Below are 26,892 nucleotides of genomic sequence, written 5' to 3'. Positions count from 1 at the left end.
ATGAGCGCAGCACCCCCGGTCGCGGCCGTGATCGCGGACATCGTCGGCTCCCGCGCCCTCCCGGACCGGGAGCGCGCGCAGGAGCAGATCCTGGCCGCCTTCGCGGCCGCGGAACAGGACGTCCCGCCGCTGCGCCCCGCCTGGGCCAGCGTCGGCGACGAGTTCCAGGCGCTGCACCGCACCTGGCCGGACGCGCTCCGGCTGACCGTCCGCGTCACGCTCGCCCTGCCCCCGGGCCTCGACCTGCGCTTCGGGATCGGCCTGGGGCAGCGGCGGGCCCTGGACGCCGGCGGAGACGGCATCGAGGACGGCACGGCCTGGTATCGGGCCCGCGAGGCCGTCGAGCACGCGCACGAGCGGGCCGCCGGCGCCGCGACCGCCTTCCGTGCCGCGGACCCGTCCCTCACCGCCGCCGTGGACGGGCTCGCCCTGCTGCGCGACCACGTCCTCGGCCGGCTCAAGGCCCGCGAACGCCGGATCGCCGCAGCCCTGCTGGGCGGGGCGACCCAGGCGGAGGCCGCACGGGCGGAGCGGATCACGCAGTCCGCGGTGTCGCAGACCGTCGCGCGGTCCGGGATCGGCCGGCTGCTCGAGCTGGACGCCGAGCTCGCCGCCGCGGCGACGGAGGTCGCGCCGTGACCGCCCTCGCACTGCTCGCCCTGGGGCTGCACGACCTGCTCGACGCCGTCCTGCCCGGCGCCTGGCCCGCCCCACGGCGGCGGTGGCTCGCCCGGGCCGGCGCGGCCGTGGCCGCCGTCCTCGCCGCGGTGCTGGTGGCCGTGCTGGCGCCGACCGGCGTGGCCGTCGCGGTGGGCGGCGGCCTGGTGTCCCTCGGCCTGCTGATGGGCTGGACGTGGCTGCACCCGGACCGGCCGCTCGGGGTGGTCGCGGTGGTGGCCGTGGTCGGCCTGGTGGCCGTGCTCGAGTCGACCCTGGCGCCCGCGGGCCTGCGCTCCGCGCCCCCGGCCCTCACGCTGTTGGCGGTGGCGCTGGCCCTGACCGAGACCGGCAACCGGGTCACCCGCGCGGTCCTCGCCCTGGCGGGCCGGCCCGCCGACGGAGGCGACGAGGAGGCGGAGGACCCCGCGGCGGAGCCCACGACCGTGCCGTCCGCCGCGCCCACGGACCCCGCGGCCGACGGCCTGCGCGGCGGTCGCTACATCGGGCCCATGGAGCGACTGCTCATGGTCGTCCTGGGGCTCGCGCAGGCCTATCCGGTGATCGCGGCCCTGATGGCGGCCAAGGGCATCGTGCGCTTCCCGGAGATCTCGGCGGACCGCGGCGCCGGCTCGCGCGCGGAGGAGTTCCTCATCGGCTCCCTCGCCAGTTGGGGCCTGGCCGCCGCCGGTGCCGTCGTCGTCTGGCTCGCCCTGGGCCTGACCGCTCCCGGCGCAGTCTGAGACCGGGCCCACCCGCATCCGCGCGCGGGACCGCACCCGTCTAGACTGGCGCGGCCCCCACGAAAGGAACCCCTCCAAGGACGTGCTCAGTCCCGCCTTCGAGACCACGACCCTTGTGGTCCTCGGCGTCATCCTCCTGCTCGACCTGCTGTACGTCGCGCGCCGCCCCCACGAGCCCTCCATGAAGGAGGCCGGCCTGTGGATCGGGTTCTACGTGGCGCTGGCGCTGGTCTTCGCGGGGCTGCTCTTCGCGGGGCTGCTCTTCGCCCTGGGCGATGCGCAGCACGGCACCGAGTTCCTCGCCGGCTGGGTCACCGAGTACAGCCTCAGCGTGGACGACCTGTTCGTGTTCCTCATCATCATGGCCACGTTCCAGGTGCCCCGCCGCTACCAGCAGGAGGTGCTGATGGTGGGCATCATCATCGCGCTGATCGCCCGCGCGGTGTTCATCGCGGTCGGCGCCGTCGCCATCGAGCACCTGACGTGGGAGTTCTACATCTTCGGCGCCTTCCTGCTCTGGACCGCCTGGCAGCAGCTCAAGGACGACGGCGGGGACGAGGAGTCCGAGCCGGGCGTCGTGGCCCGCCTGACCCGCCGCCTCAACGTGGCGCCGGACTACGACGGCAACCGACTGCGCACCACCGTGGACGGCCGGCGCATGTTCACCCCCATGGTGGTCGTGTTCATCACGATCGGCCTGACGGACGTGATGTTCGCGGTGGACTCCATCCCGGCGATCTTCGGCCTCACCCAGAACTGGTTCATCGTCCTGACCGCCAATATCTTCGCCCTCATGGGCCTGCGCCAGCGGGCCCGACGACGCCCCGCTCCGCCCGCCGCGGGTCGGGGCGTCGTCGTGCGACCGGGTAGACTGACCGGCGACGTAGGGGAGTATCCCGAACACTGTGGACGTCAGCACGCCGCGGCCGCCGAGAGCGCGCCGCCGGCCGGACACAGGGGCCCGGGCCGCGGTCGCGGCGGGCGGAGAGACTTGCGGCACCGTCCTGACCCCTGACGCCGAGAGGTGACCCGTGGAAATCAACGGCCTGACCTGGGGCTTGACGATCGCGCTGATCGTCGGGCTCCTCGCGTTCGACTACTTCGCCCATGTCCGCAAGGCGCACACGCCGTCGATCCGGGAGGCCGCGATCTGGTCCGGCGTCTACGTCGGCCTCGCGCTCGTCTTCGGCCTCGTGTTCTTCGCCTTCGGCGACACCCAGCACGCGGTCGAGTACTACACCGGCTACCTGCTGGAGAAGGCGCTCAGCGTCGACAACCTGTTCGTCTTCCTGGTGATCATGGCCAGCTTCCGCGTGCCCCGCGACTACCAGCAGAAGGTGCTGCTGTTCGGCATCACGTTCGCGCTGATCTCGCGCACCTTGTTCATCCTGCTGGGCGCCGCCGTCATCGCCGCGTGGTCGGACGTGTTCTACCTCTTCGGCCTGTTCCTGCTGATCATCGCCGGCGGCCAGCTCAAGGGCGAGATGTCCGGCGACGCCGAGGGCGCCCAGGACGAGGCGGACAACGTGATGGTCCGCCTCGTCAAGCGGTTCCTGCCCGCCTCCGAGCAGTTCGACGGCGACCGCCTCTTCACGACGGTGGACGGCAAGCGCCTCATGACGCCGATGCTCCTCGTGATGATCGCGATCGGCGCCACGGACATCCTCTTCGCCTTCGACTCCATCCCCGCGATCTTCGGCGTGACCCAGGAGGCGTACATCGTCTTCACCGCCACGGCGTTCTCGCTCATGGGCCTGCGCCAGCTGTACTTCCTGATCGACGGCCTGCTCGACCGCCTCGTCTACCTGGCCTACGGGCTCTCCGCGCTGCTGGCGTTCATCGGCGTGAAGCTGATCCTGCACGCCCTGCACGAGAACAACCTGCCGTTCATCAACGGCGGCGAGAACGTGCCCGTCGTCGAGATCCCCACGACGCTGTCCCTCGTGGTCGTCGTCGTGATCCTGGCGATCACCGTGGCGATCTCCCTGGCCTCGCCGAAGGGCCAGGCCCTGCGGGCGCTGCAGAACGCCGAGAAGTACTCGTATCGGTACTCGAAGCTGGCCGAGGACGCCGACCCGGCCGAGCGCGAGCGCGCCGCCGCCCTGATGGACCGCTGGACGGCCCGGGCCGAGGCCCTGGACCAGCGCTGGCGCGACCAGCTGCTCGAGCACAAGGACGCGTGGTCGGCCATCATCCGCACGGCCCACGAGACCCGGCTCGCCGATCCCCGTGACGACGACGCGCGCGGGGTCTCCGAGCAGATCGTGCGACAGGACGGGCCCACCGTCTGAGCCGATCACGGCACCGGGGGAGTGCTCCGCCGGCGCCCGGGCCCCCGGGCCGGTCAGTCGACCGGGTCGGGGGCCGTCGTCGTCCCGGCGCCGTCCGCCGCGGTCATCGCCAGGAGCCGGTCGAGGATCGCCGGCCCGTCGTCGGCGATGCCGTCGTGGTGGAAGGCGTCGGTCTCCCACACCTGCAGGCCGCGGACGCGCCGCGCCGTCTCGAGCGAGAGGTCCCGGTCCACGTACACGTCGTCGGCGTAGACCGCGGCGGCCACGGGGACGGTGTTCTGCGCCAGGGCAGCCACGTCGTAGAGCGGGCCCCACTGCGTGCGCTCGGCGAGCAGCCGCGCCGTGCCGGCCAGGGGCCGCAGCCGGGGGTCGACCTCGACGGACCAGGGCATGACGTGTTCGCCCGTGGGCAGCGGGACCGTGGTCGCCTCCGGGTCGAAGTCCGGGTGCTCGGCGAGCATCCGGGACGCCGACCAGCCGGTGTCCGCCCGGCCGCCGGCCAGGTCCGCCGGCTGCGCGTAGATCGCCTCGTGCAGCACGGTGTAGAGCGGGTTGACGAGGCGGTCGTCCTGGTCGGCGACGGCGGCCAGGAACGTCTCGGACAGGCGCGGCGCGGGTCCGGTGCGGTCCACGGCCTCGGCGAGGACCCAGTGCAGGCGGTCCACGCGGGTGTTGCCGCCCAGCAGCATGCCCAGACCCTGGGCCCGTCCCACGGTGAGCGGCCCGCCGCCGGGCAGGGGGATCGGGGCGCCCGCGGCCTCGGCGGCGCGGATCAGCCCCACGGCCTCCGACCACGCGTCGCGGTCGGCCGGGTGCCGGTCGAAGAACTCCTCGGTGCGGGCGCGCATCCGGGCGTAGGTGGCCCGGTAGACCCGGTCGGCGTGGCCGGTGAGCGGGGCGAGGCCGCCGGTCACCAGGCTGCGCTGCAGGCCCTCCGGGTGGAAGGAGAGATAGCTCAGCGTGCAGAACCCGCCGAAGCTCTGGCCCAGTGTGGTCCACGGCCCGGCGCCGAGGGCGAGGCGCAGCATCTCGGCGTCCCGCACGATCGAGGGCGCCCGCAGGTGCACCAGGTGCTCGGCGCGCGCCTCGTCCGTGGCGAAGGCGCCCGGGGCGGTCAGGGTCGCCACAGTGGCCGGGGTCGAACGCCCCGTGCCGCGCTGGTCCAGCAGCAGCACGCGGTGGCTCTCGGCCAGCGCGCCGAGCCAGCCGCTCAGGCGCGCCGGGCGGGGCCCGGCACTGCCGGGGCCACCCTGGAGGTACAGGGCCCAGGGGCGCTCGCCCTCGGGGTCGTCCTTCGCCCGGATCTCGCGGGCGAAGACGGTCAGCGTGCCGCGCCCGTGCGGCCCGACGCCGGTGCCCGCCGCGTCCTGCGCCTCGGCCTCGGCGAGGCCCAGCGCGTGGTCGATCGGCACCGAGAACCAGTGGTCCACCGTGACGGTGCCGTCGTAGAGCTCGGTGCGCTCGCCCACGCGGTGGCGGGCCGGCTCGAGGGGAGCGAAGCCGCGCGGGTCGCCCGCCACGGGCCGTCCTGCCGCCCGAGCGTCCCCGGCGCTCACAGGCCCCACCCGGACTCGGGCGCGCCCACGGAGACCACCCGGATCACGGGATGGCCCGCCTCGTCGGAGGCGTCCAGGTCGACCACGGCGTTGATCCCGTGGTCCAGGTCCCCGTCCGGGTCCTTCAGGACCTGCCGCACCGCCCACCAGCGCGGGCCGGCCAGCTCCAGCGGGGCGGCGACGTCGGGGGCCGCGGCCACGCGGAACAGCTCGGGGCCGCGCGCGGCGGGGCCGTCGTCGATGTCCTCGTGGTCGTCGAAGTAGGCGTCGAGGGCGTCGGCCCAGTCGTCGGCGGACAGCTCGCCGGACAGGCGCGCGAGCGCCTCGTCCCGCTCGTCGCCGAACAGGCGCACCCGCTGGAACATCGCGTTGCGGACCATCACCCGGAACACGGGCTCGTTGTCCGTCAGGCGAGGCGGGGCCGGCGGCTCGAGCGCCTCCATGTCCCGGCGCAGCTCGTCGATGTCCCCGGCCACCAGGTCCTCCCACTCCTCCAGGAGGGACGAGTCGGTCTGCTTCACCATCTCGTCGAGCCAGTCCAGCAGCACCTGGAGCTCCTCGGTGCGGGCCGCCTCGGGGACGGTGTGGCGCAGTGCCTTGACCGCGTCCGTGAGGTAGCGCAGCAGCACGCCCTCGGACCGGGCGATCCCGTAGAACCGCACGTAGTCGCCGAAGCCCATGGCCCGCTCGAACATGTCGCGCACCACGGACTTGGGGGTCAGCTCGAACTCCGCGAGCCACGGGGCGTCCTGCCGGTAGAGCTCGAACTGCTGCTCGAGGAGCTCGGCCAGCGGCCGCGGGTGGGTGATCTCGTCGAGGGCCCGCATGCGGTCGTTGTAGTCCATGCCCTCGGCCTTCATGGCGGCCACGGCCTCGCCCTTGGCGTGCTTGACCTGGGCGGAGAGCACCTGGCGCGGCGGGTCGAGGGTCGCCTCGATCACGGAGACGACGTCGAGCGCGTGGTCGGGATCGGCCGGGTCCAGCAGGTCGAGCGCGGCGAGGGCGAAGGGGGAGAGCGGCTGGTTGAGCGCGAAGTCCGGCTGCAGGTCCACCGTGAGGTCCACGGTGCGGCCCTCGGCGTCCGGCTCGGGCAGACGCTCGACGACGCCCGTGGCCAGCAGCTCCCGGAAGATCCCGAGCGCGCGGCGCATGAGCACCGCCTGGCGGGCCGGGGTCTCGTGGGTGCCGCGCAGCAGGCGCCGGACCGCGATGACCGGGTCGCCGGGCCGGTCGAGGATGTTCAGCAGCATGGAGTGCGTGATCCGCATGCGGGAGACCAGCGGCTCCGGCTCGGCGGAGACGAGGCGCTCGAACGTCGCCGGCCCCCACGAGACGAAGCCGGCCGGCGGGGTCTTGCGCTTGCCGGACTTCACGGACTGCTTCATGCGCTTGGCCCGCTCGGCCTCGTCCTTGACGTTCGCGAACTTCGCCGCGGCCTTGCGCTCGGCCGCCTTGTTCTCGATCACGTGCTCGGGGGCCTGGACCACCACGGTGCCGGAGGTGTCGAAGCCGGCCCGGCCCGCCCGGCCGGCGATCTGGTGGAACTCGCGGGCCTGGAGCAGGCGGGTCTTCTCGCCGTCGAACTTGGAGAGCGCGGTGAGCAGCACGGTGCGGATCGGCACGTTGATCCCGACGCCCAGCGTGTCCGTGCCGCAGATGACCTTGAGCAGCCCGTCCTGGGCCAGCTTCTCCACGAGGCGGCGGTACTTGGGCAGCATGCCCGCGTGGTGCACGCCGATGCCCGCCCGGACGAGGCGGTTCAGGGTGTGCCCGAAGCCCGCGGAGAAGCGGAAGCCGGCGATCCGCGCGGCGATCGCCTCCTTCTCCTCCCTGGACGTCACCGAGATCGAGGACAGACCCTGGGCCGTCTCCACGGCGTCCAGCTGCGAGAAGTGCACGATGTACACCGGTGCCTGGTGGGTGCTCACGAACTCCTCGACCTTCTCCTGCAGCGGCACCTCGGACCACTCGAACGTCAGCGGGATGGGGCGCTCCGCGTGGGCGACGACGGCGACCTCGCGCCCGGTGCGCTCGGTCAGGTCCGCCTCGAGGCGGGTCGTGTCGCCGAGGGTGGCCGACATCAGCAGGAACCGGGCCTGCGGCAGCTCGAGGAGGGGCACCTGCCAGGCCCAGCCGCGGGAGGGGTCCGCGTAGTAGTGGAACTCGTCCATCACCACGGTGCCGATCTCCATGCCCGAGCCCTCGCGCAGCGCGCGGTTGGCGAGGATCTCGGCGGTGCAGCAGATGATGGGCGCGTCACCGTTGACGGTGGAGTCGCCCGTGACCATGCCGACGTTCTCCGCGCCGAACACGTCCACCAGCGCGAAGAACTTCTCCGAGACGAGCGCCTTGATCGGCGCCGTGTAGTAGGAGACGGCGTCGTGGGCGAGCGCGTCGGCGTGCGCGGCCAGCGCCACCAGGGACTTGCCGGAGCCGGTGGGCGTCGCCAGGATCACGTGCCGGCCCTGGACGAGCTCGAGGGCGGCCTCCTCCTGGGCGGGGTAGAGCGAGATCCCGCGGTCCTCGGTCCAGGCCGCGAAGGCCCCGAAGACGTCGTCGGCGTCCGGGGCCGGCGGGAGCGCGTCGATGCGGTCGGTCAGCGAGGGCGGGTTCGTGGCGGCAGAAGTCATCGCCCCCAGGGTATCGGCCGCTCCGCGCGATACGGTGCCGCCATGAGTCAGATCGCGCCCGAGAGCCCGCACCCGGACACCGACGCCGTCGTGGGGGACGTGACCGGCCGACAGGGCGGGGGGTTCACCTGGGATCCCGCGCAGTACGAGGGCTTCGCCGAACACCGCGCCCGCCCCTTCCACGACCTGGTGGGGCGCGTGCGCGCCGAGGCCCCGCGCGTCGTGGTGGACCTGGGCTGCGGCCCGGGGACCCTGACCCGGACGCTGGCCGAGCGCTGGCCGGACGCCGAGGTGATCGGTCTGGACGACTCGCCCGCCATGCTGGAGCGGGCCCGGGAGCAGGCGGCCCGCACGGGCGCCCCCGCCAACCTGCGCTTCGAGGCGGTCGACGCCTCGCAGTGGCGCCCGTCGGGGGCGACGGACGTCGTGGTGTCCAACGCGATGCTCCAGTGGATCCCGACGCACCGTCGCCTGATCCGGCGCTGGCTCGGGGACCTCACGCCGGGGGCGTGGTTCGCGGCGCAGATCCCGCGGCCCTACGAGCAGCCCTCCCACGCGGCGATCGTGGCGCTGGCGGAGGACCCGGCCTTCTCCGAGCCGCTGCACGGGGTGGCGACGACCCGCACCGTGGCGCCGCCCGAGGAGTACACGCGGCTGTTCCTCGAGGCGGGGTGGTCCCCGGTCGTCTGGGAGACGGAGTACCAGCAGGTGCTGACGGGCGAGGACCCGGTGTTCCGGTGGACCTCCGGCGCGGCCCTGCGACCGAGCCTGCAGGCCCTGGCCCGCTGGGACGCCGAGGAGGGCGCCGCCGAGGGCGCCGGGCTGCTCGAGGCGTTCGTGGACCGGTACCGCGCCGCCATGCGCGAGGCGTACCCGCCGGTGCCCGGTGTCACGGCCGACGACGGCGGCCCGGTCACGATCTTCCCGGCCCGGCGCCTGTTCATGGCGGGGCAGAAGCCGGCCTGACGCTGGGCCCGGGACCGCCCGGGCGCACCGTCACCAGCCGCGCTCGGCCCACTCCGGCAGGTGGGGGCGCTCGGCGCCCAGGGTCGTGGAGGCGCCGTGGCCGGGGTGGACCACCACGTCGTCGTCGAACGCGTCGAAGATCCGATCGCTCACGTCCGTGAACAGCTGACGGAACCGGCCGTCGTCGCCCTCGGTGTTGCCCACCCCGCCCGGGAAGAGGGAGTCGCCGGTGAAGAGCACGGCCGGCTCGTCCGCCTCGGGGCGGCACACCAGCGCGATGGACCCGGGCGTGTGGCCGCGCAGGGCCACCACCTCGAGCCGGAGCCCGTCCGCCCCCACGGTGTCCCCGTGGCGCAGGCGCACGTCGGGGGCGACCCCCGTGGCCTCGGCGATCGCGTCGGCGTCGTCCTCGCCGGCCGCCGTGCGGGCCCCGGTCAGGGAGGCCAGCGCCGGCAACGCGCGCACGTGGTCCCAGTGTCGATGCGTGGTGACGATCATCTCGAGGCGCGGCTCGCACGGGGTGTCGTCCGCGGCCGAGGCGATGAGGTCGCGGATGGCCTCGGCCTCGGCGGCGGCGTCGATCAGCACCTGCGCCCCCGTGGTCTTGGAGGTGAGCAGGTACACGTTGTTGTCCATCTCCGACACGGAGCAGGTGCGCACCGTGACGGCGGGCAGATCGTGCAGGAGGCGGTTCCGGGCGGTCTCGGGCATGCGCAACAGTGTACGGACGGGGCGGCGACGCGCCAGGGCGGGCCCGGGCCGCGGTCGGTTCGCCCACAGGCGAGACCCCGGTGTCGTGTCCGTGCCCGCCCCTATGCTGGCCGCGTGCCCAAGAACTCCTCCACCACCGTCTCCTCCGCCGTCGAGGCCCACCCCGGCGGCCTCGCCTCCGGCTCCGGCGGCGCGCGCTCGGGCGAGCGGGACCGCATCGTCGTCCAGGGCGCCCGCGAGCACAACCTGAAGGACGTCGACGTCAGCTTCCCGCGGGACGCCATGGTCGTGTTCACGGGTCTGTCCGGCTCGGGCAAGTCCTCCCTGGCCTTCGACACGATCTTCGCCGAGGGCCAGCGACGCTACGTCGAGTCTCTCTCCTCCTACGCCCGCATGTTCCTGGGCCGGGTGGACAAGCCGGACGTCGACTTCATCGAGGGCCTGTCCCCGGCCGTGTCCATCGACCAGAAGTCCACCAACCGCAACCCGCGCTCCACGGTGGGGACCATCACCGAGATCTACGACTACATGCGCCTGCTCTGGGCGCGCGTCGGGGTGCCGCACTGCCCGCAGTGCGGCGAGCCGGTGAGCCGGCAGACCCCGCAGCAGATCGTGGACCAGCTCGAGGAGCTGCCCGAGCGCACCCGCTTCCAGGTGCTCGCGCCCGTGGTCCGCGGCCGCAAGGGCGAGTTCGTGGACCTGTTCAAGGACCTGTCCACGCAGGGCTTCGCCCGCGCCGTCGTGGACGGGGAGACCGTCCAGCTCTCGGACCCGCCCGTGCTGAAGAAGCAGGTCAAGCACACCATCGCCGTGGTCGTGGACCGCCTCGCCATGAAGGAGGGCATCCGCCAGCGCCTCACCGACTCGGTGGAGACCGCCCTGAAGCTGGCGGACGGCCTCGTCGTGGCCGAGTTCGTGGACGTGGAGCCGGTCGCCGAGAAGGGCAGGAAGAACACCGCGGAGTTCGGCGGGCGGGACGCCGAGGGCAACCCCCGGTACCGCTCGTTCTCCGAGAAGCTCTCCTGCCCCAACGGGCACGAGCAGACCGTGGACGAGATCGAGCCGCGCTCGTTCTCCTTCAACAACCCGTTCGGCGCGTGCCCCGAGTGCACCGGCATCGGCTCCCGCCTGCAGGTGGACCCGGACCTCGTCGTCGCCAACGACGAGCTGTCCCTGCGCGAGGGCGCCGTCGTGCCGTGGTCGCTCGGCAAGTCCACCTCGGACTACTGGCTGCGCGTGCTCGGCGGGCTGGGCAAGGAGATGGGCTTCTCCCTGGACACCCCGTGGAAGGACCTGACGGAGGCGGAGCGCGACGCCGTCCTGCACGGCAAGGACTTCAAGGTGGAGGTGACGTTCCGCAACCGGTTCGGCCGCGAGCGCCGCTACACCACGGGCTTCGAGGGCGTCATCCCCTACGTGATGCGCAAGCACGGGGAGACCGAGTCGGACGGCGCCCGCGAGCGCTACGAGTCGTTCATGCGGGAGATCCCGTGCCCGGCGTGCCACGGGGCTCGCCTCAACCCCACGGTCCTGAACGTGCTCGTGGGCGGCCTGTCCATCGCGGACGCCACCCGCCTGCCCATGCGGGAGGCCATGGAGTTCTTCTCGGGGCTGCGGCTGACGGACCGCGAGCGGCAGATCGCGGACCAGGTGCTCAAGGAGATCCTGGCCCGGCTGGCGTTCCTGCTGGACGTCGGCCTCGAGTACCTCAACCTGGAGCGGCCGGCCGGCACCCTCTCTGGAGGCGAGGCCCAGCGCATCCGCCTGGCCACGCAGATCGGTTCCGGGCTGGTCGGCGTCCTCTACGTGCTCGACGAGCCGTCCATCGGCCTGCACCAGCGGGACAACCGCCGCCTCATCGAGACCCTCCTGCGCCTGCGGGACCTCGGCAACACCCTCATCGTCGTCGAGCACGACGAGGACACGATCGCCGAGGCGGACTGGATCGTGGACATCGGTCCTCGCGCGGGCGAGCACGGCGGCGAGGTCGTGCACTCGGGCTCCCTGGCGGATCTCAAGGCGAACACGCGGTCCGTCACCGGCGACTACCTCTCCGGGCGCCGCTCCATCGCGGTGCCGGAGCGGCGTCGCGTCCCGGAGAAGGGGCGCGTGCTGACGGTCCGCGGCGCCCAGGAGAACAACCTGAAGGACGTCTCGGTGGAGGTCCCGCTCGGGGTCCTCACGGCCGTGACGGGCGTGTCCGGCTCGGGCAAGTCCACGCTGATCAACGAGATCCTCTACAAGGTCCTGGCCAACCGGCTCAACGGCGCCAAGCTCGTGCCCGGCCGGCACCGGTCCGTGGAGGGGCTCGAGCACCTGGACAAGGTGGTCCACGTGGACCAGAGCCCCATCGGGCGCACGCCGCGCTCCAACCCCGCCACCTACACGGGCGTGTTCGACGCGATCCGCAAGCTCTTCGCGGAGACCCCCGAGGCGAAGGTCCGGGGCTACCAGCAGGGCCGGTTCTCCTTCAACATCAAGGGCGGGCGCTGCGAGGCGTGCGCGGGGGACGGCACGCTGAAGATCGAGATGAACTTCCTGCCGGACGTCTACGTGCCGTGCGAGGTGTGCCACGGGGCCCGGTACAACCGGGAGACGCTCGAGGTCACCTACAAGGGCAAGAACATCGCCGAGGTCCTCGACATGCCGATCGAGGAGGCCGCGGACTTCTTCAGCGCGTACACCCGCATCTCGCGGTACCTGGACACGCTCGTCGACGTCGGTCTGGGCTACGTCCGCCTGGGCCAGCCCGCCACCACGCTCTCGGGCGGCGAGGCCCAGCGCGTGAAGCTGGCGGCCGAGCTCCAGAAGCGCTCCAACGGCCGCACCATCTACGTGCTGGACGAGCCGACCACGGGGCTGCACTTCGACGACATCCGCAAGCTCCTGCACGTGCTCCAGTCCCTCGTGGACAAGGGCAACACGGTGCTCACCATCGAGCACAACCTCGACGTCATCAAGAGTGCCGACCACGTGATCGACCTCGGCCCCGAGGGCGGCTCCGGGGGCGGCACGATCGTGGCCGCGGGCACGCCGGAGGAGGTCGCACACGTCGCGGAGAGCCACACGGGCCGGTTCCTCGCGGAACTGCTCGCGTAGCATGGACCCCGCCCACGCAGGACGCGGACGAAGGAGAGCCATGGCGACGTCGGAGCCCGTGCGCAGGAGCGCCGCCGCGCTCCTGCGGCTCACCTGCCGCCCCGAGGTCGTCGGCATGGAGCACGTCCCTGCGCGGGGCCCCTTCGTCATGGCCTCCAACCACCTGTCCTTCGTCGACTCGGTGATCCTCCAGGCCCTCGCCCCCCGCCCGGTCCACTTCTTCGCCAAGGAGGAGTACTTCACGGGCACGGGCCTGCGGGGCCGCGTCCGGCGGCGGTTCTTCGAGTCCGTGGGCTCCGTCCCCGTCCGCCGGGGCGAGCAGGCCGCCTCCGTGGCCGCGCTCGAGTCCCTCGTGGGCCTGCTCGAGTCCGGCCAGGGCGTCGGCATCTACCCGGAGGGCACCCGCAGCCGCGACGGCCGCCTCTACCGCGGCCGCACCGGTGCGGCCTGGCTGGCCCTGGCCACGGGCGCACCCGTGGTGCCCGTGGGCCTCGTCGGCACGCAGCACCTCCAGCCGCCGGACACGAACGGCTTCCGTCCCCACCGGTTCTCCGTGCGCGTGGGCGCGCCCCTGGACTTCGGCCACCCCGGGCGTCGACACACCCTGCCGCAGCGCCGCGACGCGACGGCGGCGATCATGGACGCCATCGGCGCGCTCTCGGGGCAGGAGCGCGTGGACGCCTACAACGCCGCCCCGGGTGCCCGTGGCTGATCCGGCCTCCTACCGCCCGGCTCCGGGCGAGATCTCCACGTCGCCCGGCGTCTACCGCTTCCGCGACGCGGACGGACGCGTCGTCTACGTCGGCAAGGCGAAGAACCTGCGCGCCCGCCTGAGCTCCTATTTCCAGGACCCCGCCCGGCTGGCCACCAAGACCCGGACCATGGTGTTCACGGCGGCCGCGGTCGAGTGGACCGTCGTCGGCTCCGAGCTGGAGGCGCTCCAGCTCGAGTACACGTGGATCAAGGAGTACCGCCCCCGGTTCAACATCATGTACCGGGACGACAAGTCGTACCCCTACCTGGCCGTGACCATGAACGAGCAGTTCCCGCGCGTCCAGGTGATGCGCGGCGACCGGAAGCCCGGCGTGAAGTACTTCGGCCCGTTCCACCCGGCCAAGGCGATCCGGGAGACCGTGGACCTGATGCTGCGCGTCTTCCCGGTCCGCACGTGCTCGGCCGGCGTGTTCAAGCGGGCCCGCGCCCAGGACCGGCCGTGCCTGCTCGGCTACATCGGCAAGTGCTCGGCGCCCTGCGTGGGCCGGATCAGCCCGGCGGACCATCGCGCGCTGGCCCAGGACTTCTGCGACTTCATGGCCGGGGATGCGAACCGGTTCATCCGCGAGCTGGAGAAGGCCATGGCCCGCGCCGTCGAGGAGCTGCGCTACGAGGACGCGGCCCGGCTGCGGGACGACATCGCCGCGCTGCGCCGCGTGTTCGAGCGCAACGCCGTGGTGCTGCCGGAGAACACGGAGGCGGACATCTTCGCCCTGCACGCGGACGAGCTGGAGGTCGCGGTGCAGGTGTTCCACGTCCGGCAGGGTCGCATCCGCGGCCAGCGCGGCTGGGTCATGGAGCGCGTGGAGGACGTCGCCGAGCCGGAGATGGTCGCGCACCTGCTCCAGCAGGTCTACGGCGACCTCGAGGGGCCGGAGCGCATCCCGCACGAGATCCTCGTCCCGGTCGAGCCCGACGACGCCGCGCAGCTCACCGAGTGGCTCTCGGGCCTGCGCGGGTCCCGGGTCGCCGTGCGCGTGCCCCGGCGGGGCTCGAAGGCGGACCTCATGGAGACCGTCCGGGAGAACGCGGAGATGGCCCTCAAGCTGCACAAGTCGCGGCGGTCCGGGGACCTCACCACCCGCTCCGCCGCCCTGCGGGAGCTGCAGGAGGCCCTGGAGATCACCGAGCCCCTGCTGCGCATCGAGTGCTACGACATCTCCCACTCCCAGGGCACCAACGTGGTCGGCTCGATGGTCGTCATGGAGGACGGGCTGCCGAAGAAGAAGGACTACCGCCGCTTCAACGTCACGGGGGAGGCCGCCCGGGACGACACGGCGTCCCTGCGCGACGTCCTGCGGCGCCGCTTCGCCCGCCTGGCCAAGGAGCGCGCGGAGGGCGCCCCGCTCTCCGGTCAGGTCGAGGCGGACGATCAGGAGGCGGGGCGCCGCTTCGCGTACCCGCCCTCGCTCGTGGTGGTCGACGGCGGCCCGCCACAGGTGGCCGCGGCCGCGGCGGTCCTCGAGGAGCTGGGCCTGGACGACCTGCCCGTGGTCGGGCTGGCCAAGCGGCTCGAGGAGGTGTGGCTGCCGGGCGACGAGTTCCCGGTGGTCCTGCCGCGCACCTCGGAGGGCCTGTACCTGCTCCAGCGCATCCGTGACGAGTCGCACCGGTTCGCGATCGCGGGCCACCGCAGCCGGCGGTCCAAGGCGATGACCGTCTCCGCCCTGGACGGGATCCCGGGTCTGGGCCCGGCCAAGCGCACCGCGCTGCTGAACCACTTCGGCTCCGTCGCCGAGATCCGGGCCGCCGGCGTGGACCGGCTGACCGAGGTCGCCGGCATCGGGCCGCGGCTGGCCGAGGCCGTCCACACGGCGCTCACGGCCGACACGCCCGCGGATACAGTGGAGTCATGACCGAGGAGACCCTCCAGCCGGAGAAGCCGCCGACATCCGAGGTGCTCGTGATCGCCGGGATGTCCGGCGCCGGACGGACCACCGCCGCGCACGCGCTCGAGGACCACGGCTGGGACGTGGTGGAGAACATGCCGCCGGCCCTGTTCGGCACGCTGGCCGAGCTCATCGCCCGCTCGCCGGAGGCGTTCCCGCGCCTGGCGATCGTGGTGGACGTGCGCTCGCGCTCCTACTTCGAGGAGCTGTACGCCGCCCTGCAGCACCTGGCCAACAGCGGAGTGGAGTATCGCACCGTGTTCCTCGATGCGGAGGACCACGTCCTCCTGCAACGCTTCGAGGCCGGCCGCCGCCCCCACCCGATGCAGGGCAACGCCCGGCTGCTGGACGGCATCCGCGCGGAGCGGGACGTCGTCGAGCCGCTCAAGGCGCGTGCCGACGTCGTGGTGGACACCACCGAGCTGAACGTGCACGGCCTGGCCACGGAGATCACCGAGCTGTTCTCGGAGTCCGGCCCCGTCACGCTGCGCCTGACCATCATGAGCTTCGGGTTCAAGTACGGCGTCCCGGCGGACGCGAACTTCGTGGCGGACATGCGCTTCATCCCCAACCCCCACTGGGTGCCGGCGCTGCGTCCGCACACGGGCACGGAGGCCGCGGTCGCGGACTACGTGCTCTCCCGCCCCGGTGTCGAGGACTTCCTGCGCACGTACGTCGCCATGCTGGGGCCGGTGTTCGAGGGCTACCGGCGGGAGAACAAGCACTACGCCACGCTCGCCATCGGCTGCACGGGCGGCAAGCACCGCTCCGTGGCCGTCGCCGAGGAGCTGGCCCGGCGCCTGGCCCAGGTGCCCCACGTCACGGTGCACGTCCAGCACCGGGACATGGGGCGCGAATGACGTCCCCGCTCACCGGCCAACTGCCCCTGCCGCCCGGGATGGGTTCGGAAGGGCGCGGGGTGGGCGCCGGCATGTCCCGCCCCACGGCCCGCGTCACCGCCCTCGGCGGCGGCCACGGCCTCTCCGCGTCCCTCGCGGCCCTGCGGCACGTGGCCGGGCACCTCACGGCCATCGTCACGGTGGCGGACGACGGTGGCTCCTCCGGCACCATCCGCCGGGAGATGGCGGTGCTGCCGCCTGGCGACCTCCGCATGGCGCTGGCCGCCCTGTGCGACGACACCGACTGGGGTCGGACCTGGGCCCACGTCATGCAGCACCGCTTCCACTCCACCGAGGTGCCCGCCGACCAGGCCACCCTGGACAACCACGCGCTCGGGAACCTCCTGATCGTCGCCCTCTGGGAGCTGCTGGGCGACCCGGTGGACGGGCTGCGCTGGGCCGGCGCCCTGCTGCGGGCGCACGGTGAGGTCCTGCCGGTCTCGCGGGTGCCGCTGACCATCGGCGGGGACGTGCTCAGCGCCGGCCCGGACGGCCGCCTGCGCACCCGATGCGTGGAGGGCCAGGTGGCCCTCGCGGTCGCCGCGTTCGAGGGGCGCGTCACCGACGTCCGCCTGAGCCCGTCCGACGCCCCCGCCACCCCGGAGGCGCTCTCGGCGATCGAGATGGCCGACTGGGTGGTGCTCGGACCCGGCTCGCTGTACACGTCGGTGCTGCCGCACCTGCTGATGCCGGACGTGCGCGCGGCCCTCGCCGCCACCACCGCCCGGCGCCTCATGGTGCTGAACCTGCGCACGGGAGACCAGGAGACCACCGGCCTCACCCACGCCGACCACCTCAAGGTGCTGCGCTCCTATGCGCCGGACCTCCGGCTGGACGTGGTGATCGCCGACGTGGACGCGGTCACCGACCGGGCGGCGGTGGAGGCCGAGGCGGCCCGGATGGGCGCGCGCGTGGCGTTCAGTAGAGTGAGCAGTGCCCAGGATCCCCAGGTCCACGACCCGCTGCGCCTGGCCGTCTCGATCGGCGAGGCGATGACCCACTGACGCGCGCACCTCGCCGAGAAGGAGCACGAGCATGGCGCTGACCATGACCCTCAAGGAGGAGCTGGCCCGTGTGCCGGTCGCCGCGACCCCGGAGCGGCGGGCGGAGACCGCGGCGATGCTGCGGTTCGCCGGGGGGTTGCACCTCGTGGCCGGCCGCGTCGTCGTGGAGGTTGAACTGGACCACGGCGCCAGTGCGCGCCGCCTGCGGGCCGCCATCACCGAGCTGTACGGCCTGGCCCCGGAGATCGTGGTGGTCTCCGGCGGCAACCTGCGCCGTGGTCAGCGGTACGTGCTCCGGGTCGTGCGCGGGGGAGAGGACCTCGCCCGGCAGACCGGGCTCATCGACCAGCGGGGACGGCCCGTGCGTGGCCTCGCGCCGGTCCTCGTCAGCGGGACGACGGCGGCCACCGCCGCCGTGTGGCGCGGGGCCCTGCTGGCCCACGGCTCCCTCACCGAGCCCGGCCGCTCGGCGGCCCTCGAGGTGACCACGCCGGGCCCGGAGGCCGCGCTCGCGCTGGTGGGGGCCGCGCGTCGGCTCCGCGTGGCGGCGAAGGCGCGCGAGGTGCGTCAGTCGGACCGCGTCGTGGTCCGCGACGGCGAGGCGATCGCCACGCTGCTCGCCGCCGTCGGCGCGGAGCAGACCGCGACCCTCTGGCGCGAGCGGCGCGAGCGCAAAGAGGTCCGGGCCACCGCCAACCGCCTGGCGAACTTCGACGACGCCAACCTGCGCCGTTCCGCCCAGGCCGCTGTCACGGCCGGGGCGAAGGTGGAGCGGGCCCTCGAGATCCTCGGGGACGAGGTGCCCGACCACCTTCGCTACGCGGGACGGCTGCGCCTCGAGCACAAGCAGGCCTCCCTCGACGAGCTCGGCCGCCTCGCGGACCCGCCGATGACCAAGGACGCCGTCGCCGGGCGCATCCGCCGGCTACTGGCCATGGCGGACAAGCGGGCCGCCGAGCGGGGCATCCCCGGGACGGACGCGGCCTCCGAAGGCTGAGCGCGGGATCACCGTCGACGGGATCTGGCCCCGGCGCTCCGCCCCCGATCACAATGGAGACGGACGGAATACGCCGCCGAGACGCGAGGTTGCCCGAGGTGGAGGCCGAGGGCGTCCTGCCCGCAGCCTCGCCTGACCAAGGAGGAAGCATGACCGAATACACCCTTCCGGAGCTGGACTACGACTACGCCGCGCTGGAGCCGCACATCTCGGCCCGCATCATGGAGCTGCACCACTCCAAGCACCACGCCACGTACGTCAAGGGCGCGAACACCGCCCTGGAGAAGCTGGCCGCCGCGCGTGAGGCCGGCGACTTCGGCTCCGTGAACCAGCTGTCGAAGGACCTCGCCTTCAACCTGGGCGGGCACACGAACCACTCGATCTTCTGGAAGAACCTCTCGCCGGAGGGCGGCGACAAGCCGACCGGCGAGCTGGCCGCCGCCATCGACGAGTACTTCGGCTCGTTCGACCAGTTCCAGGCCCACTTCACCGCCGCCGCCCTCGGCATCCAGGGCTCCGGCTGGGCCGTGCTGGCCTACGAGCCCATCGGCGGCAACCTGGTGATCGAGCAGTTCTACGACCAGCAGAACGGCGTGCCGGTCGCCACCATCCCGCTGTTCCAGCTGGACATGTGGGAGCACGCCTTCTACCTCGACTACCAGAACGTCAAGGCGGACTACGTCAAGGCGATCTGGAACATCGTGAACTGGGCCGACGTGCAGGCCCGCTTCGAGGCCGCCCGCGCCGGCGCCTCCGGCCTGATCCTCCCGGCCTGATCCACACCGCGCACCGGGGCGCTGACGTCGTGGCCCCACGACGTCAGCGCCCCGATGCGGGGAGGGGCTCGGCGCTCCGGCCCTGTCCCCACCGCGCGCCCGGACCGGGCGCGACCGCTCGACCGTACCGCCCCGGACCCACCGCCACGGGGACCACGCAACGCGAACTAACGAGAGAGACCACCATGACCAAGATCGCCATCAACGGCTACGGCCGCATCGGACGCAACATCGTGCGCGTGCTCAGGGACCGCGGCCACGAGAACCTCGAGCTGGTCGCGGTGAACGACCTCGCCGACCCCGAGGACCTGTTCTGGCTGACCCAGTACGACACCATCCTGGGCCGCTACCCGGGCGAGCTGGAGCGGACCGAGAAGGGGTTCCGCATCGACGGCCGCGACGTCGCGTTCTTCCAGGAGGCCGACCCGACGAAGCTGCCGTGGGGTGAGCTCGGCGTGGACCTGGTCATCGAGTGCACCGGCATCTTCACGACCGGCCCCAAGGCGCAGGCCCACCTCGACGCGGGGGCCAAGAAGGTCCTCATCTCGGCCCCCGCCAAGGAGGTCGACGGCACCTTCGTGATGGGCGTGAACGAGCACACCTACGACGCGGAGTCGATGCACATCGTCTCGAACGCCTCGTGCACCACGAACTGCCTGGCCCCGATGGCGAAGGTCCTCAACGACGAGTTCGGCATCGTGGACGGCATCATGACCACGATCCACGCGTACACCGGCGACCAGAACCTGCACGACAACGTGCACAAGAAGGATCGCCGTCGGGCGCGCGCCGCGGCCCAGAACATGGTGCCCACCTCCACGGGCGCGGCCAAGGCCATCGGCGAGGTCATCCCGGAGCTGAAGGGCAAGCTCGACGGCTTCGCCATGCGGGTGCCCACCATCACCGGCTCGGCCACCGACCTGACCGTGGAGCTGACGCGCCACGTGGAGGTCGAGGAGATCAACGCGGCGTTCAAGAAGGCCGCGGAGTCCGGTCCGCTGCAGGGCCGCCTGGTCTACTCGGAGGACCCGATCGTGTCCTCGGACATCATCACCTCCCCGGCGGCGTGCACCTTCGACGCCCCGCTGACCAAGTCCATCGGCCAGACCGTGAAGATCATCGGCTGGTACGACAACGAGTACGGCTACACCTCCCAGCTCATGGACTTCGCAGACCTCATCGGCTCGAAGCTCTGAGCCCGCACGGCGCCCGACGGCCCGGGCCGACGGTTCCTCCGTCGGCCCGGGCCGTCCGCCTAGACTGCACCGTGAACCGACCCCGCTCCGGCACCCCAGGAGGCATCATGCCCGCACCGACCCTCACCGATCTGCTCGAGGCCGGCGTCGCCGGCCGCACCGTGCTCATCCGGTCCGACCTGAACGTCCCGCTGGACGGGGACACCGTCACCGACGACGGCCGCATCCGTGCCTCGCTGCCCGCGATCCGGGACCTGGCCGAGGCCGGTGCGCGCGTGATCGTCATGGCCCACCTGGGCCGCCCCAAGGGTGAGCCGGACCCCGCGTACTCCCTCCGCCCCGTCGCCGCGCGCATGGCCGAGCTGCTGGGCACCGACGTCGCCCTCGCCGCGGACGTGACCGGGGACGACGCGCGCGCGAAGGCCGCCGCCCTGCAGGACGGCCAGGTGCTGCTGCTGGAGAACGTGCGCTTCGACGCCCGCGAGACCTCCAAGGACGATGCCGAGCGCGCCGCACTGGCCGGCGAGATGGCGGCGCTGGCCGGCGACGACGGCGCCTACGTGGGCGACGCCTTCGGCGCGGTCCACCGCAAGCACGCCTCCGTGTTCGACGTCGCGGCACAGCTGCCGGCCCACCAGGGCCCGCTGGTCGCCGCCGAGCTCGAGGTGCTCACCCGTCTGACCGAGTCCCCGGAGCGGCCTTACGTCGTCGTGCTGGGCGGGTCGAAGGTCTCGGACAAGCTGGCCGTGATCGACAACCTGCTGGACAAGGCCGACACGCTGCTGATCGGCGGCGGCATGCTCTTCACGTTCCTCAAGGCGCAGGGCCACGAGGTGGGCGCCTCCCTGCTCGAGGAGGACCAGCTCGACACCGTCCGCGAGTACCTGCGCCGCTCCGAGGCCGGGGCCGCCCGCATCGTGCTCCCCACGGACATCGTCATGGCCTCCGGCTTCGCGGCCGACGCCGAGCACGAGGTCCTGGCCGTGGACGCCCTCACCTCGGGCGCGCACGGCGCGTCCGCCATGGGCTTGGACATCGGCCCCGAGACGGCCCGGGCGTTCGCGGAGCAGATCCGCGGCGCCCAGACCGTGTTCTGGAACGGCCCCATGGGCGTGTTCGAGTTCCCGGCCTTCGCGGAGGGCACCCGGGCGGTGGCCCGGGCCCTCACCGAGGCCTCCGCGGCCGGCGGCCTGTCGGTGGTCGGCGGCGGCGACTCCGCGGCGGCCGTGCGCACGCTCGGCTTCGCCGACGACGCGTTCGGCCACATCTCCACCGGCGGCGGCGCCTCCCTCGAATACCTCGAGGGCAAGGAGCTGCCGGGTGTCACCGCCCTGGCCGGCGAGGGGCGGGCGTGAGCATGGCGGAGCAGACCACGCGCGTGCCGCTGATCGCGGGCAACTGGAAGATGAACCTGGACCACCTCGAGGCCGTCACCCTGGTGCAGCGCCTCACGTGGCTCCTCTCGGACGCGGACCATGACCAGGAGGCCGTGGAGGTCGCGGTGTTCCCGCCCTTCACGGGCCTGCGGTCCGTGCAGACGCTCGTCACCGGTGACCGCCTGGACCTCGTCTACGGCGCGCAGGACCTCTCGCCCGAGGACGCCGGCGCCTACACGGGCGACGTCTCCGGCGCGTTCCTGGCCGCGCTGGGGTGCCGTTACGCGATCGTGGGCCACTCCGAGCGCCGCACCCTCCACGGGGAGGACGACGCCCTCGTCGCGCGCAAGGCCGCCGCGGCCCTGCGCCACGGCCTCACCCCGGTGATCTGCGTGGGCGAGGGCCTGGAGGTGCGCCAGGCCGGCCGGCACGTCGAGCACACGCTCGCCCAGCTGGAGGGCTCGATCGCGGGCCTGTCGGCGCAGGACGTGGCCGGCGTCGTCGTCGCCTACGAGCCCGTGTGGGCGATCGGCACGGGCGAGGTCGCCGGCCCCGAGGACGCGCAGCAGATGTGCGCGGCCCTGCGCGCCCGCGTGGCCGCACTGCACGGCGACGACGTCGCCGCCGGACTGCGGATCCTCTACGGCGGCTCCGTGAAGTCCTCCAGCGCGCCGGCGCTGCTGGCGCAGCCAGACGTGGACGGCGCCCTCGTGGGCGGCGCCAGCCTCGACGCGGACGAGTTTGCTAAGATCGTCCGGTTCGACCAGGCCTGATCCGTCCGGCCCGACCGACCGCATTCTCCGTGACGGCCCCGGCGCGCGCCGGGGCCGCACCTCGACCCGAGGAGCCCTCCCGTGGACGTCCTGACCCTGGCCCTGCAGATCCTCGTGGTCGTGCTCAGCGTGGTCATCGTGCTGCTCATCCTGCTGCACAAGGGCCGCGGCGGCGGCGTCTCGGACATGTTCGGCGGCGGCGTGACCAGCTCGATGAGCTCCTCGGGCTCCGCCCAGCGTCTGCTCACCCGCCTGACCGTCGGCTCCGTGGTCGCCTGGGGTGTCGTGATCGCCCTGCTCGGCGTCCTGCCGCGTCTGACCATGGAGTCCTGAGGCCGCCCCGCCGGGCCCCGACGCGAACGCCCCGCACGGAAGATCCGTGCGGGGCGTTCGCGCGTCCCGGACCGGTGGGGCGCCGGGGGCCCCTCAGCGTTCGGAGGCCTGCACGGGGGAGAGGTCCGTGCGCGGCAGGCCCTGGTGGAGCACGGCGCCGAAGACCTCGTCCGGGTCCAGGCGGCGCAGCTCCTCGGCCAGGCAGTCCTGGATCGTCCGGCGTGGCAGGGAGATGCGCTGCACCGGCCGGCCCTGCTGATAGAGCCGGGCCACCTGCGACTGCGAGCGGGAGAGCACCACGTCCCCGTCCGTGCACCGCAGGCGCACCGCACGGATCCCGTGGCCGACCTTCGAGTGCGCGATCGTCACGGGCACCTTCAGGGTCAGGGTGAGCCACGCCGCGAGCAGCATGGTGCTGGGGGAGTCCGGCGCCCCGTCCACCGTCACCGAGCGCAGGGTGGCCACGTCGAGCGTGTCGAAGATCCCGGCCACCTGGATCCGCCACAGCGTCAGGCGCGTCCAGGCCAGGTCGGTGTCCCCCTCATGGTGGCCCGCGCGCAGAGCCCACAGGGCGGGCTCGGCCGCGGACGCCGAGGCCGTGTCCGTGATCCGGCGGTGGGCCAGGCGACCGAGCGCCGTCGCCGAGGGGACCCCGGGTGGCACCCCGGGCCACCACACGACGATGGGCGCATCGGGCAGGAGCAGCCCGGAGACGAGCGACTCGTCGGCGTGGGCGTTCTCCCCGGCGCACCACAGCACCACGACGTCGGAGGCGCCGGCGTCGCCCCCGACCCGGATCTCGGCGTCCAGGCGGGTGGGGGCCGCGGGGTCGCCCAGGGCCAGGACGACGATGCGGCACGGGTGTTCGAGCGAGGCCGCGTTGGCGGCCTGGACGGCGGACTCGATGCCGGCGTCGTCCGTGCTGATCACGAGCGTGAGGACGCGGCCGAGGGCCACGACCCCGCTCTTCTCGCGCAGCTGCGTGATGCGCTTGGCCACCTGGGAGGTGGTGGTGTCGTGCATGCGGATCTTCACGGGCGCCTCCAGCTTCGTCCGTCGCGGGCCATGAGGGCGTCGGCCGAGGGCGGTCCCCACGTGCCCGGGGCGTAGGGCTCGGGCTGGGTGCCCAGGCTCGCCCAGTGCTCCTCGAACGGGTCCACGATCCGCCAGGACAGCTCCACCTCGGCCTGGCGCGGGAACAGCGGCGGCTCCCCGAGGAGCACGTCGAGGATGAGACGCTCGTACGCCTCGGGGGAGTCCTCGGTGAAGGCGTGGCCGTAGCCGAAGTCCATCGTGACGTCGCGGATCTCGGTCTGCGTGCCGGGCACCTTGGACGCGAAGCGGATGGTGACGCCCTCGTCCGGCTGCACCCGGATGACGATGATGTTCTGCCCGAACTCGTCCCCGTCGTGGACGGGGAACAGCAGGTGCGGGGGCTTCTTGAAGACGACGGCGATCTCCGTCACCCGCCGGCCGAGGCGTTTGCCGGCCCGCAGGTAGAACGGCACGCCCTGCCAGCGCCGCGTGCGGATGCCCACCTTGAGCGCGGCGTACGTCTCCGTGACGGACGCCGGGTTGAAGCCCTCCTCGTCGAGGAATCCCGTGACCCGCTCGCCGCCCTGCCAGCCGGAGGTGTACTGGCCGCGGGCGGAGGCCGCCGCGAGTCCCTCGGGCGTGTCCGGGACGGTCACGGCCTCGAGGACCTTCTCCTTCTCCGCGCGCAGATGGTCCGCGTCGAACGAGATCGGCTCCTCCATCGCGGTGAACGCGAGCAGCTGCAGGAGGTGGTTCTGGATGACGTCGCGCGCCGCGCCCACGCCGTCGTAGTAGCTCGCCCGTCCACCGATGCCGATGTCCTCGGCCATCGTGATCTGGACGTGGTCCACGTGCTCCGCGTTCCAGAGCGGCTCGAACATCCGGTTGGCGAACCGGAACGCGAGGATGTTCTGCACCGTCTCCTTGCCGAGGTAGTGGTCGATGCGGAACACCGCGTCCGAGGGGAAGACGCGCTCGATCACAGCATTGAGCTCCTGCGCGCTGGCCAGGTCGTGGCCGAAGGGCTTCTCGATGACCACGCGGCGCCACGGGCCCTCGGCCGGCTGCGACCGGTCGGCCAGGCCCTGGTCGGCCAGGTGGCGGGAGACGGCCTCGAACCAGTCCGGCGGGATGGAGAGGTAGAACGCGGTGTTCCCCCGCGTGCCGCGTGAGGTCTCGAGCTCGGCGAGCACCTCGTCGAGACGGACGTAGGCAGCCTCGTCGTCGAACGCGCCGGAGACGAAGCGCAGACCGCCCTGGAACTGGTCCCACACGGTCTCGTCGAACGTGGTCCGGGAGGAGGCCTCGACGGCGGCGCGCACGTAGTCGGCGAACTCCTCGTCGGACCAGCTGCGGCGACCGAAGCCGACGAGGGAGAACGCCGGCGGCAGCAGGCCGCGTTGGGCCAGGTCGTACATGGCCGGCAGGAGCTTCTTCTTCGCCAGGTCGCCCGTCACGCCGAACAGCACGAGCGCCGACGGGCCCGCGATGCGGGTCAGGCGCCGGTCACGGGGGTCGCGCAGCGGGTTGCGGGGGGCGGTCCGGGACTCACCGGCCACGGACGGCGCTCCTCAGGGCCTCGATGCCCGCGTCGCGGCGGCGCAGGTGCAGGGTGACCACGGGGCGGCCGAGATCGCCCAGCACCCGGGCGTCGCCCGCTGCCTGCGCGGCGATGAGCCTGCCCAGGGAGAACGGGCGGCCGGGCACCTCGAGGTCCAGGCCGGCGTCGCCGGTGATCTGCAGGAACACGCCGACGGCCGGGCCGCCCTTGTGGAACTGTCCGGTGGAGTGCAGGAACCGCGGACCCCAGCCGAACGTGACCGGGCGGCCGACCAGGTCCGCCAGGTCCGCGCGCAGCTCCTCGAGCTCGGCGTCGTCATGACGGGAGAGGTAGGCGTGGACCGCCAGGTAGCCGCCCTCGGGCACCAGTGCCGCCGTGGCGCGCAGCACGCCGGCCAGGTCCGGGGCAGAGGTCACGGACGCCGGGCCGGAGACCTCGACACCCTCCACCTCGCCGTCGGCCGGCCGCTCGGCGGCGGGGCCGTCCAGCAGGGTGCGGGCGGCGGCCTTGGCGGCCTCCACGTCCGGCTGGTCGAAGGGGTTGATCCCGAGCAGGCGGCCGGCCACCGCGGTGGCCACCTCCCACAGCAGCAGCTGGGCGCCGAGCGAGCCGGCGACCTGCACGCCGTGGCCCGGGGCCGCGACGTCGTCCTCGCCGACGAGCTGCACCTGCAGCAGGTCGGGGGCGTCCCACACGGTCTCGGGGTCGCCGGGGGCGACGACGACGGGCAGCAGCCCGGTGCCGTCCTTGCCCGTGGACTCGGCGATCAGCTGCTCGATCCAGGCCGGCAGTCCGGCGATGCCGGACCCGTGGTCGGCGAAGACGAGCTTGTCGCGCAGCGGGCGGGTGCCGCCCAGGGCCGCGCCGAGCTGCAGGCCCGGGTTGTCCTCGTCGTCGGCGATCAGCAGGTCGAGCACGGCCTCCGCGTCGTCCAGCAGGGCCGCGACGTCCACGCCGGCCAGGCCGGTGGGGACCAGGCCGAACGCGGTGAGGGCCGAGAAACGCCCGCCCACGGTCGGGTCCGCGGTGAAGACGGCGCGCCAGCCGGCGGACTCGCACGCGGCGTGCAGCGGTGAGCCCGGGTCCGTGACGGCGACCAGGCGGGTGCGGGGGTCGATCCCGGCGTCGCGGAACGCGGCCTCGACGACGCGGCGCTGCGAGTCGGTCTCCACGGTGGAGCCGGACTTGGAGGAGACCACCAGCACGGTTCGCTCGAGGTCGCGCTCGAGGGCGCGGGAGACCTGGAGCGGGTCCGTGGAGTCCAGGACCTCGAGCTCGACGCCGGCCGTCGCCGCGATCACCTCGGGGGCCAGGGACGAGCCGCCCATGCCCGCCAGGACCACGCGGTCCACGCCCTCGGCGCGCAGCTCCCGGGTCAGCTGGGCGATGTCTGGGACGAGGGCGCGGGAGTCCTCGAACAGGTCGATCCAGCCGAGCCGCTTGGCGGCCTCGTCGCGGGCCGGCGCCCCCCACAGGTCGGCGTCCTGCGCCCCGAGGCGGGAGGCGACGCGGTCCTGGAGGAGGGCGGGCAGATGGCGGTCGATCGCCTCGAGGGCGGCTCCGGTGGCGGTGAGGCCGAGGGTGCTCATGGGGGGTCCTTCCGTGCGCGTGGCGAGCGGGCGGCGG

Annotated in this window: 22 protein-coding genes; 16 read left to right on the top strand and 6 right to left on the bottom strand. The window is 73.1% G+C overall.

The genetic code is table 11. The features are described from left to right. The 4 genes from J1M40_RS11465 to J1M40_RS11450 all read left to right on the top strand — a co-directional run bounded on the left by J1M40_RS11465 (position 1) and on the right by J1M40_RS11450 (position 3,691). A complete protein-coding gene (locus tag J1M40_RS11465; RefSeq protein ID WP_044658956.1) occupies positions 1-639 on the top strand; it encodes a SatD family protein in 639 nt (212 codons plus the stop codon). Further along, entirely contained in the window at positions 636-1,400 is a 765-nt protein-coding gene (locus tag J1M40_RS11460) for a hypothetical protein (protein ID WP_129866770.1), read from the top strand. Before J1M40_RS11465 ends, J1M40_RS11460 begins: the two co-directional genes overlap by 4 nt. Positions 1,401-1,482: 82 nt before the next feature. Beyond that, positions 1,483-2,415 (top strand): TerC/Alx family metal homeostasis membrane protein, encoded by a 933-nt coding sequence (locus J1M40_RS11455; RefSeq protein WP_100058671.1) that lies wholly within the window; start codon positions 1,483-1,485, stop codon positions 2,413-2,415. A 16-nt stretch (positions 2,416-2,431) separates the two neighbouring features. Next, a complete protein-coding gene (locus tag J1M40_RS11450; RefSeq protein WP_069941287.1) occupies positions 2,432-3,691 on the top strand; it encodes a TerC family protein in 1,260 nt (419 codons plus the stop codon). 53 nt (positions 3,692-3,744) lie between these two features. Here the strand turns inward: J1M40_RS11450 and J1M40_RS11445 are convergent, their stop codons facing one another. Both J1M40_RS11445 and J1M40_RS11440 read right to left on the bottom strand, forming a co-directional pair. Next, positions 3,745-5,211: an alpha/beta fold hydrolase gene (locus J1M40_RS11445; RefSeq protein ID WP_036315316.1), complete on the bottom strand. Its 1,467-nt coding sequence runs from the start codon at positions 5,209-5,211 to the stop codon at positions 3,745-3,747. A gap of 32 nt (positions 5,212-5,243) precedes the next feature. Further along, complete coding sequence (locus J1M40_RS11440) at positions 5,244-7,877, bottom strand: RNA helicase (RefSeq protein ID WP_041102711.1); 2,634 nt, start codon at positions 7,875-7,877, stop codon at positions 5,244-5,246. A 42-nt stretch (positions 7,878-7,919) separates the two neighbouring features. Between J1M40_RS11440 and J1M40_RS11435 the strand changes: the two genes are divergently transcribed. After that, on the top strand, positions 7,920-8,843 hold the full coding sequence (locus tag J1M40_RS11435) for a methyltransferase domain-containing protein (protein WP_036382741.1): 924 nt from the start codon (positions 7,920-7,922) through the stop codon (positions 8,841-8,843). A 30-nt stretch (positions 8,844-8,873) separates the two neighbouring features. Here J1M40_RS11435 and J1M40_RS11430 read toward each other — a convergent pair whose 3' ends face one another. Further along, complete coding sequence (locus tag J1M40_RS11430) at positions 8,874-9,554, bottom strand: MBL fold metallo-hydrolase (protein WP_036315309.1); 681 nt, start codon at positions 9,552-9,554, stop codon at positions 8,874-8,876. Between the two features lie 114 nt (positions 9,555-9,668). On the opposite strand from J1M40_RS11430, the gene uvrA reads away from it, so the two are divergent. From uvrA to secG, 11 genes are all read left to right on the top strand, one after another. Continuing rightward, entirely contained in the window at positions 9,669-12,653 is a 2,985-nt protein-coding gene (gene uvrA, locus J1M40_RS11425) for an excinuclease ABC subunit UvrA (protein WP_069941292.1), read from the top strand. 40 nt (positions 12,654-12,693) lie between these two features. Continuing rightward, entirely contained in the window at positions 12,694-13,365 is a 672-nt protein-coding gene (locus J1M40_RS11420) for a 1-acyl-sn-glycerol-3-phosphate acyltransferase (protein WP_036315306.1), read from the top strand. Next, the gene (uvrC, locus tag J1M40_RS11415; protein ID WP_170720384.1) at positions 13,358-15,283 is read left to right on the top strand and encodes an excinuclease ABC subunit UvrC; all 1,926 of its coding nucleotides are present in this window, start codon (positions 13,358-13,360) and stop codon (positions 15,281-15,283) included. Before J1M40_RS11420 ends, uvrC begins: the two co-directional genes overlap by 8 nt. Continuing rightward, a complete protein-coding gene (gene rapZ / locus J1M40_RS11410; protein ID WP_036315303.1) occupies positions 15,280-16,176 on the top strand; it encodes an RNase adapter RapZ in 897 nt (298 codons plus the stop codon). Before uvrC ends, rapZ begins: the two co-directional genes overlap by 4 nt. Further along, complete coding sequence (gene yvcK / locus J1M40_RS11405; protein WP_069941294.1) at positions 16,173-17,219, top strand: uridine diphosphate-N-acetylglucosamine-binding protein YvcK; 1,047 nt, start codon at positions 16,173-16,175, stop codon at positions 17,217-17,219. Before rapZ ends, yvcK begins: the two co-directional genes overlap by 4 nt. A 31-nt stretch (positions 17,220-17,250) precedes the next feature. Then, positions 17,251-18,216, top strand: coding sequence for a DNA-binding protein WhiA (whiA, locus tag J1M40_RS11400; RefSeq protein ID WP_036315298.1), 966 nt, complete (start codon positions 17,251-17,253; stop codon positions 18,214-18,216). A 149-nt stretch (positions 18,217-18,365) separates the two neighbouring features. After that, complete coding sequence (locus J1M40_RS11395; RefSeq protein WP_036315296.1) at positions 18,366-18,992, top strand: superoxide dismutase; 627 nt, start codon at positions 18,366-18,368, stop codon at positions 18,990-18,992. Between the two features lie 185 nt (positions 18,993-19,177). After that, the gene (gene gap / locus J1M40_RS11390; RefSeq protein ID WP_036315293.1) at positions 19,178-20,188 is read left to right on the top strand and encodes a type I glyceraldehyde-3-phosphate dehydrogenase; all 1,011 of its coding nucleotides are present in this window, start codon (positions 19,178-19,180) and stop codon (positions 20,186-20,188) included. Between the two features lie 107 nt (positions 20,189-20,295). Next, positions 20,296-21,543: a phosphoglycerate kinase gene (pgk, locus tag J1M40_RS11385; protein WP_036315290.1), complete on the top strand. Its 1,248-nt coding sequence runs from the start codon at positions 20,296-20,298 to the stop codon at positions 21,541-21,543. A 2-nt stretch (positions 21,544-21,545) separates the two neighbouring features. Further along, complete coding sequence (gene tpiA, locus J1M40_RS11380) at positions 21,546-22,337, top strand: triose-phosphate isomerase (protein WP_010078716.1); 792 nt, start codon at positions 21,546-21,548, stop codon at positions 22,335-22,337. A gap of 81 nt (positions 22,338-22,418) precedes the next feature. Next, entirely contained in the window at positions 22,419-22,670 is a 252-nt protein-coding gene (gene secG, locus J1M40_RS11375; RefSeq protein WP_036315286.1) for a preprotein translocase subunit SecG, read from the top strand. A 93-nt stretch (positions 22,671-22,763) separates the two neighbouring features. On the opposite strand, the gene J1M40_RS11370 is transcribed toward secG, so the two are convergent. From J1M40_RS11370 to J1M40_RS11360, 3 genes are read right to left on the bottom strand one after another with little or no spacing between them, the layout of a single operon-like run. Beyond that, a complete protein-coding gene (locus J1M40_RS11370) occupies positions 22,764-23,705 on the bottom strand; it encodes a glucose-6-phosphate dehydrogenase assembly protein OpcA (protein WP_036315284.1) in 942 nt (313 codons plus the stop codon). Further along, a complete protein-coding gene (zwf, locus tag J1M40_RS11365; protein WP_036315281.1) occupies positions 23,702-25,264 on the bottom strand; it encodes a glucose-6-phosphate dehydrogenase in 1,563 nt (520 codons plus the stop codon). Before zwf ends, J1M40_RS11370 begins: the two co-directional genes overlap by 4 nt. Beyond that, on the bottom strand, positions 25,254-26,855 hold the full coding sequence (locus tag J1M40_RS11360; RefSeq protein ID WP_069941295.1) for a glucose-6-phosphate isomerase: 1,602 nt from the start codon (positions 26,853-26,855) through the stop codon (positions 25,254-25,256). The genes zwf and J1M40_RS11360 overlap by 11 nt, the downstream gene beginning before the upstream one ends. Positions 26,856-26,892 lie beyond the last annotated feature (37 nt).

This window comes from Micrococcus sp. KRD026 (assembly GCF_017168445.1).
In the GTDB taxonomy this organism is placed as follows: domain Bacteria; phylum Actinomycetota; class Actinomycetes; order Actinomycetales; family Micrococcaceae; genus Micrococcus; species Micrococcus luteus.
Note: the sequence above shows the minus strand (reverse complement) of the source record. Positions and strands in the feature narration are given on the sequence as shown.

Bases quoted from the DNA above. Each gene is read 5' to 3' on its own strand.
- J1M40_RS11465 (WP_044658956.1), top strand. From the start codon at position 1: ATGAGCGCAGCACCCCCGGTCGCGGCCGTGATCGCGGACATCGTCGGC.
- pgk (WP_036315290.1), top strand. From the start codon at position 20,296: ATGCCCGCACCGACCCTCACCGATCTGCTCGAGGCCGGCGTCGCCGGC.
- tpiA (WP_010078716.1), top strand. From the start codon at position 21,546: ATGGCGGAGCAGACCACGCGCGTGCCGCTGATCGCGGGCAACTGGAAG.
- J1M40_RS11430 (WP_036315309.1), bottom strand. From the start codon at position 9,554: ATGCCCGAGACCGCCCGGAACCGCCTCCTGCACGATCTGCCCGCCGTC.
- J1M40_RS11420 (WP_036315306.1), top strand. From the start codon at position 12,694: ATGGCGACGTCGGAGCCCGTGCGCAGGAGCGCCGCCGCGCTCCTGCGG.
- yvcK (WP_069941294.1), top strand. From the start codon at position 16,173: ATGACGTCCCCGCTCACCGGCCAACTGCCCCTGCCGCCCGGGATGGGT.
- J1M40_RS11360 (WP_069941295.1), bottom strand. From the start codon at position 26,855: ATGAGCACCCTCGGCCTCACCGCCACCGGAGCCGCCCTCGAGGCGATC.
- J1M40_RS11440 (WP_041102711.1), bottom strand. From the start codon at position 7,877: ATGACTTCTGCCGCCACGAACCCGCCCTCGCTGACCGACCGCATCGAC.
- whiA (WP_036315298.1), top strand. From the start codon at position 17,251: ATGGCGCTGACCATGACCCTCAAGGAGGAGCTGGCCCGTGTGCCGGTC.
- J1M40_RS11435 (WP_036382741.1), top strand. From the start codon at position 7,920: ATGAGTCAGATCGCGCCCGAGAGCCCGCACCCGGACACCGACGCCGTC.
- rapZ (WP_036315303.1), top strand. From the start codon at position 15,280: ATGACCGAGGAGACCCTCCAGCCGGAGAAGCCGCCGACATCCGAGGTG.
- gap (WP_036315293.1), top strand. From the start codon at position 19,178: ATGACCAAGATCGCCATCAACGGCTACGGCCGCATCGGACGCAACATC.
- J1M40_RS11395 (WP_036315296.1), top strand. From the start codon at position 18,366: ATGACCGAATACACCCTTCCGGAGCTGGACTACGACTACGCCGCGCTG.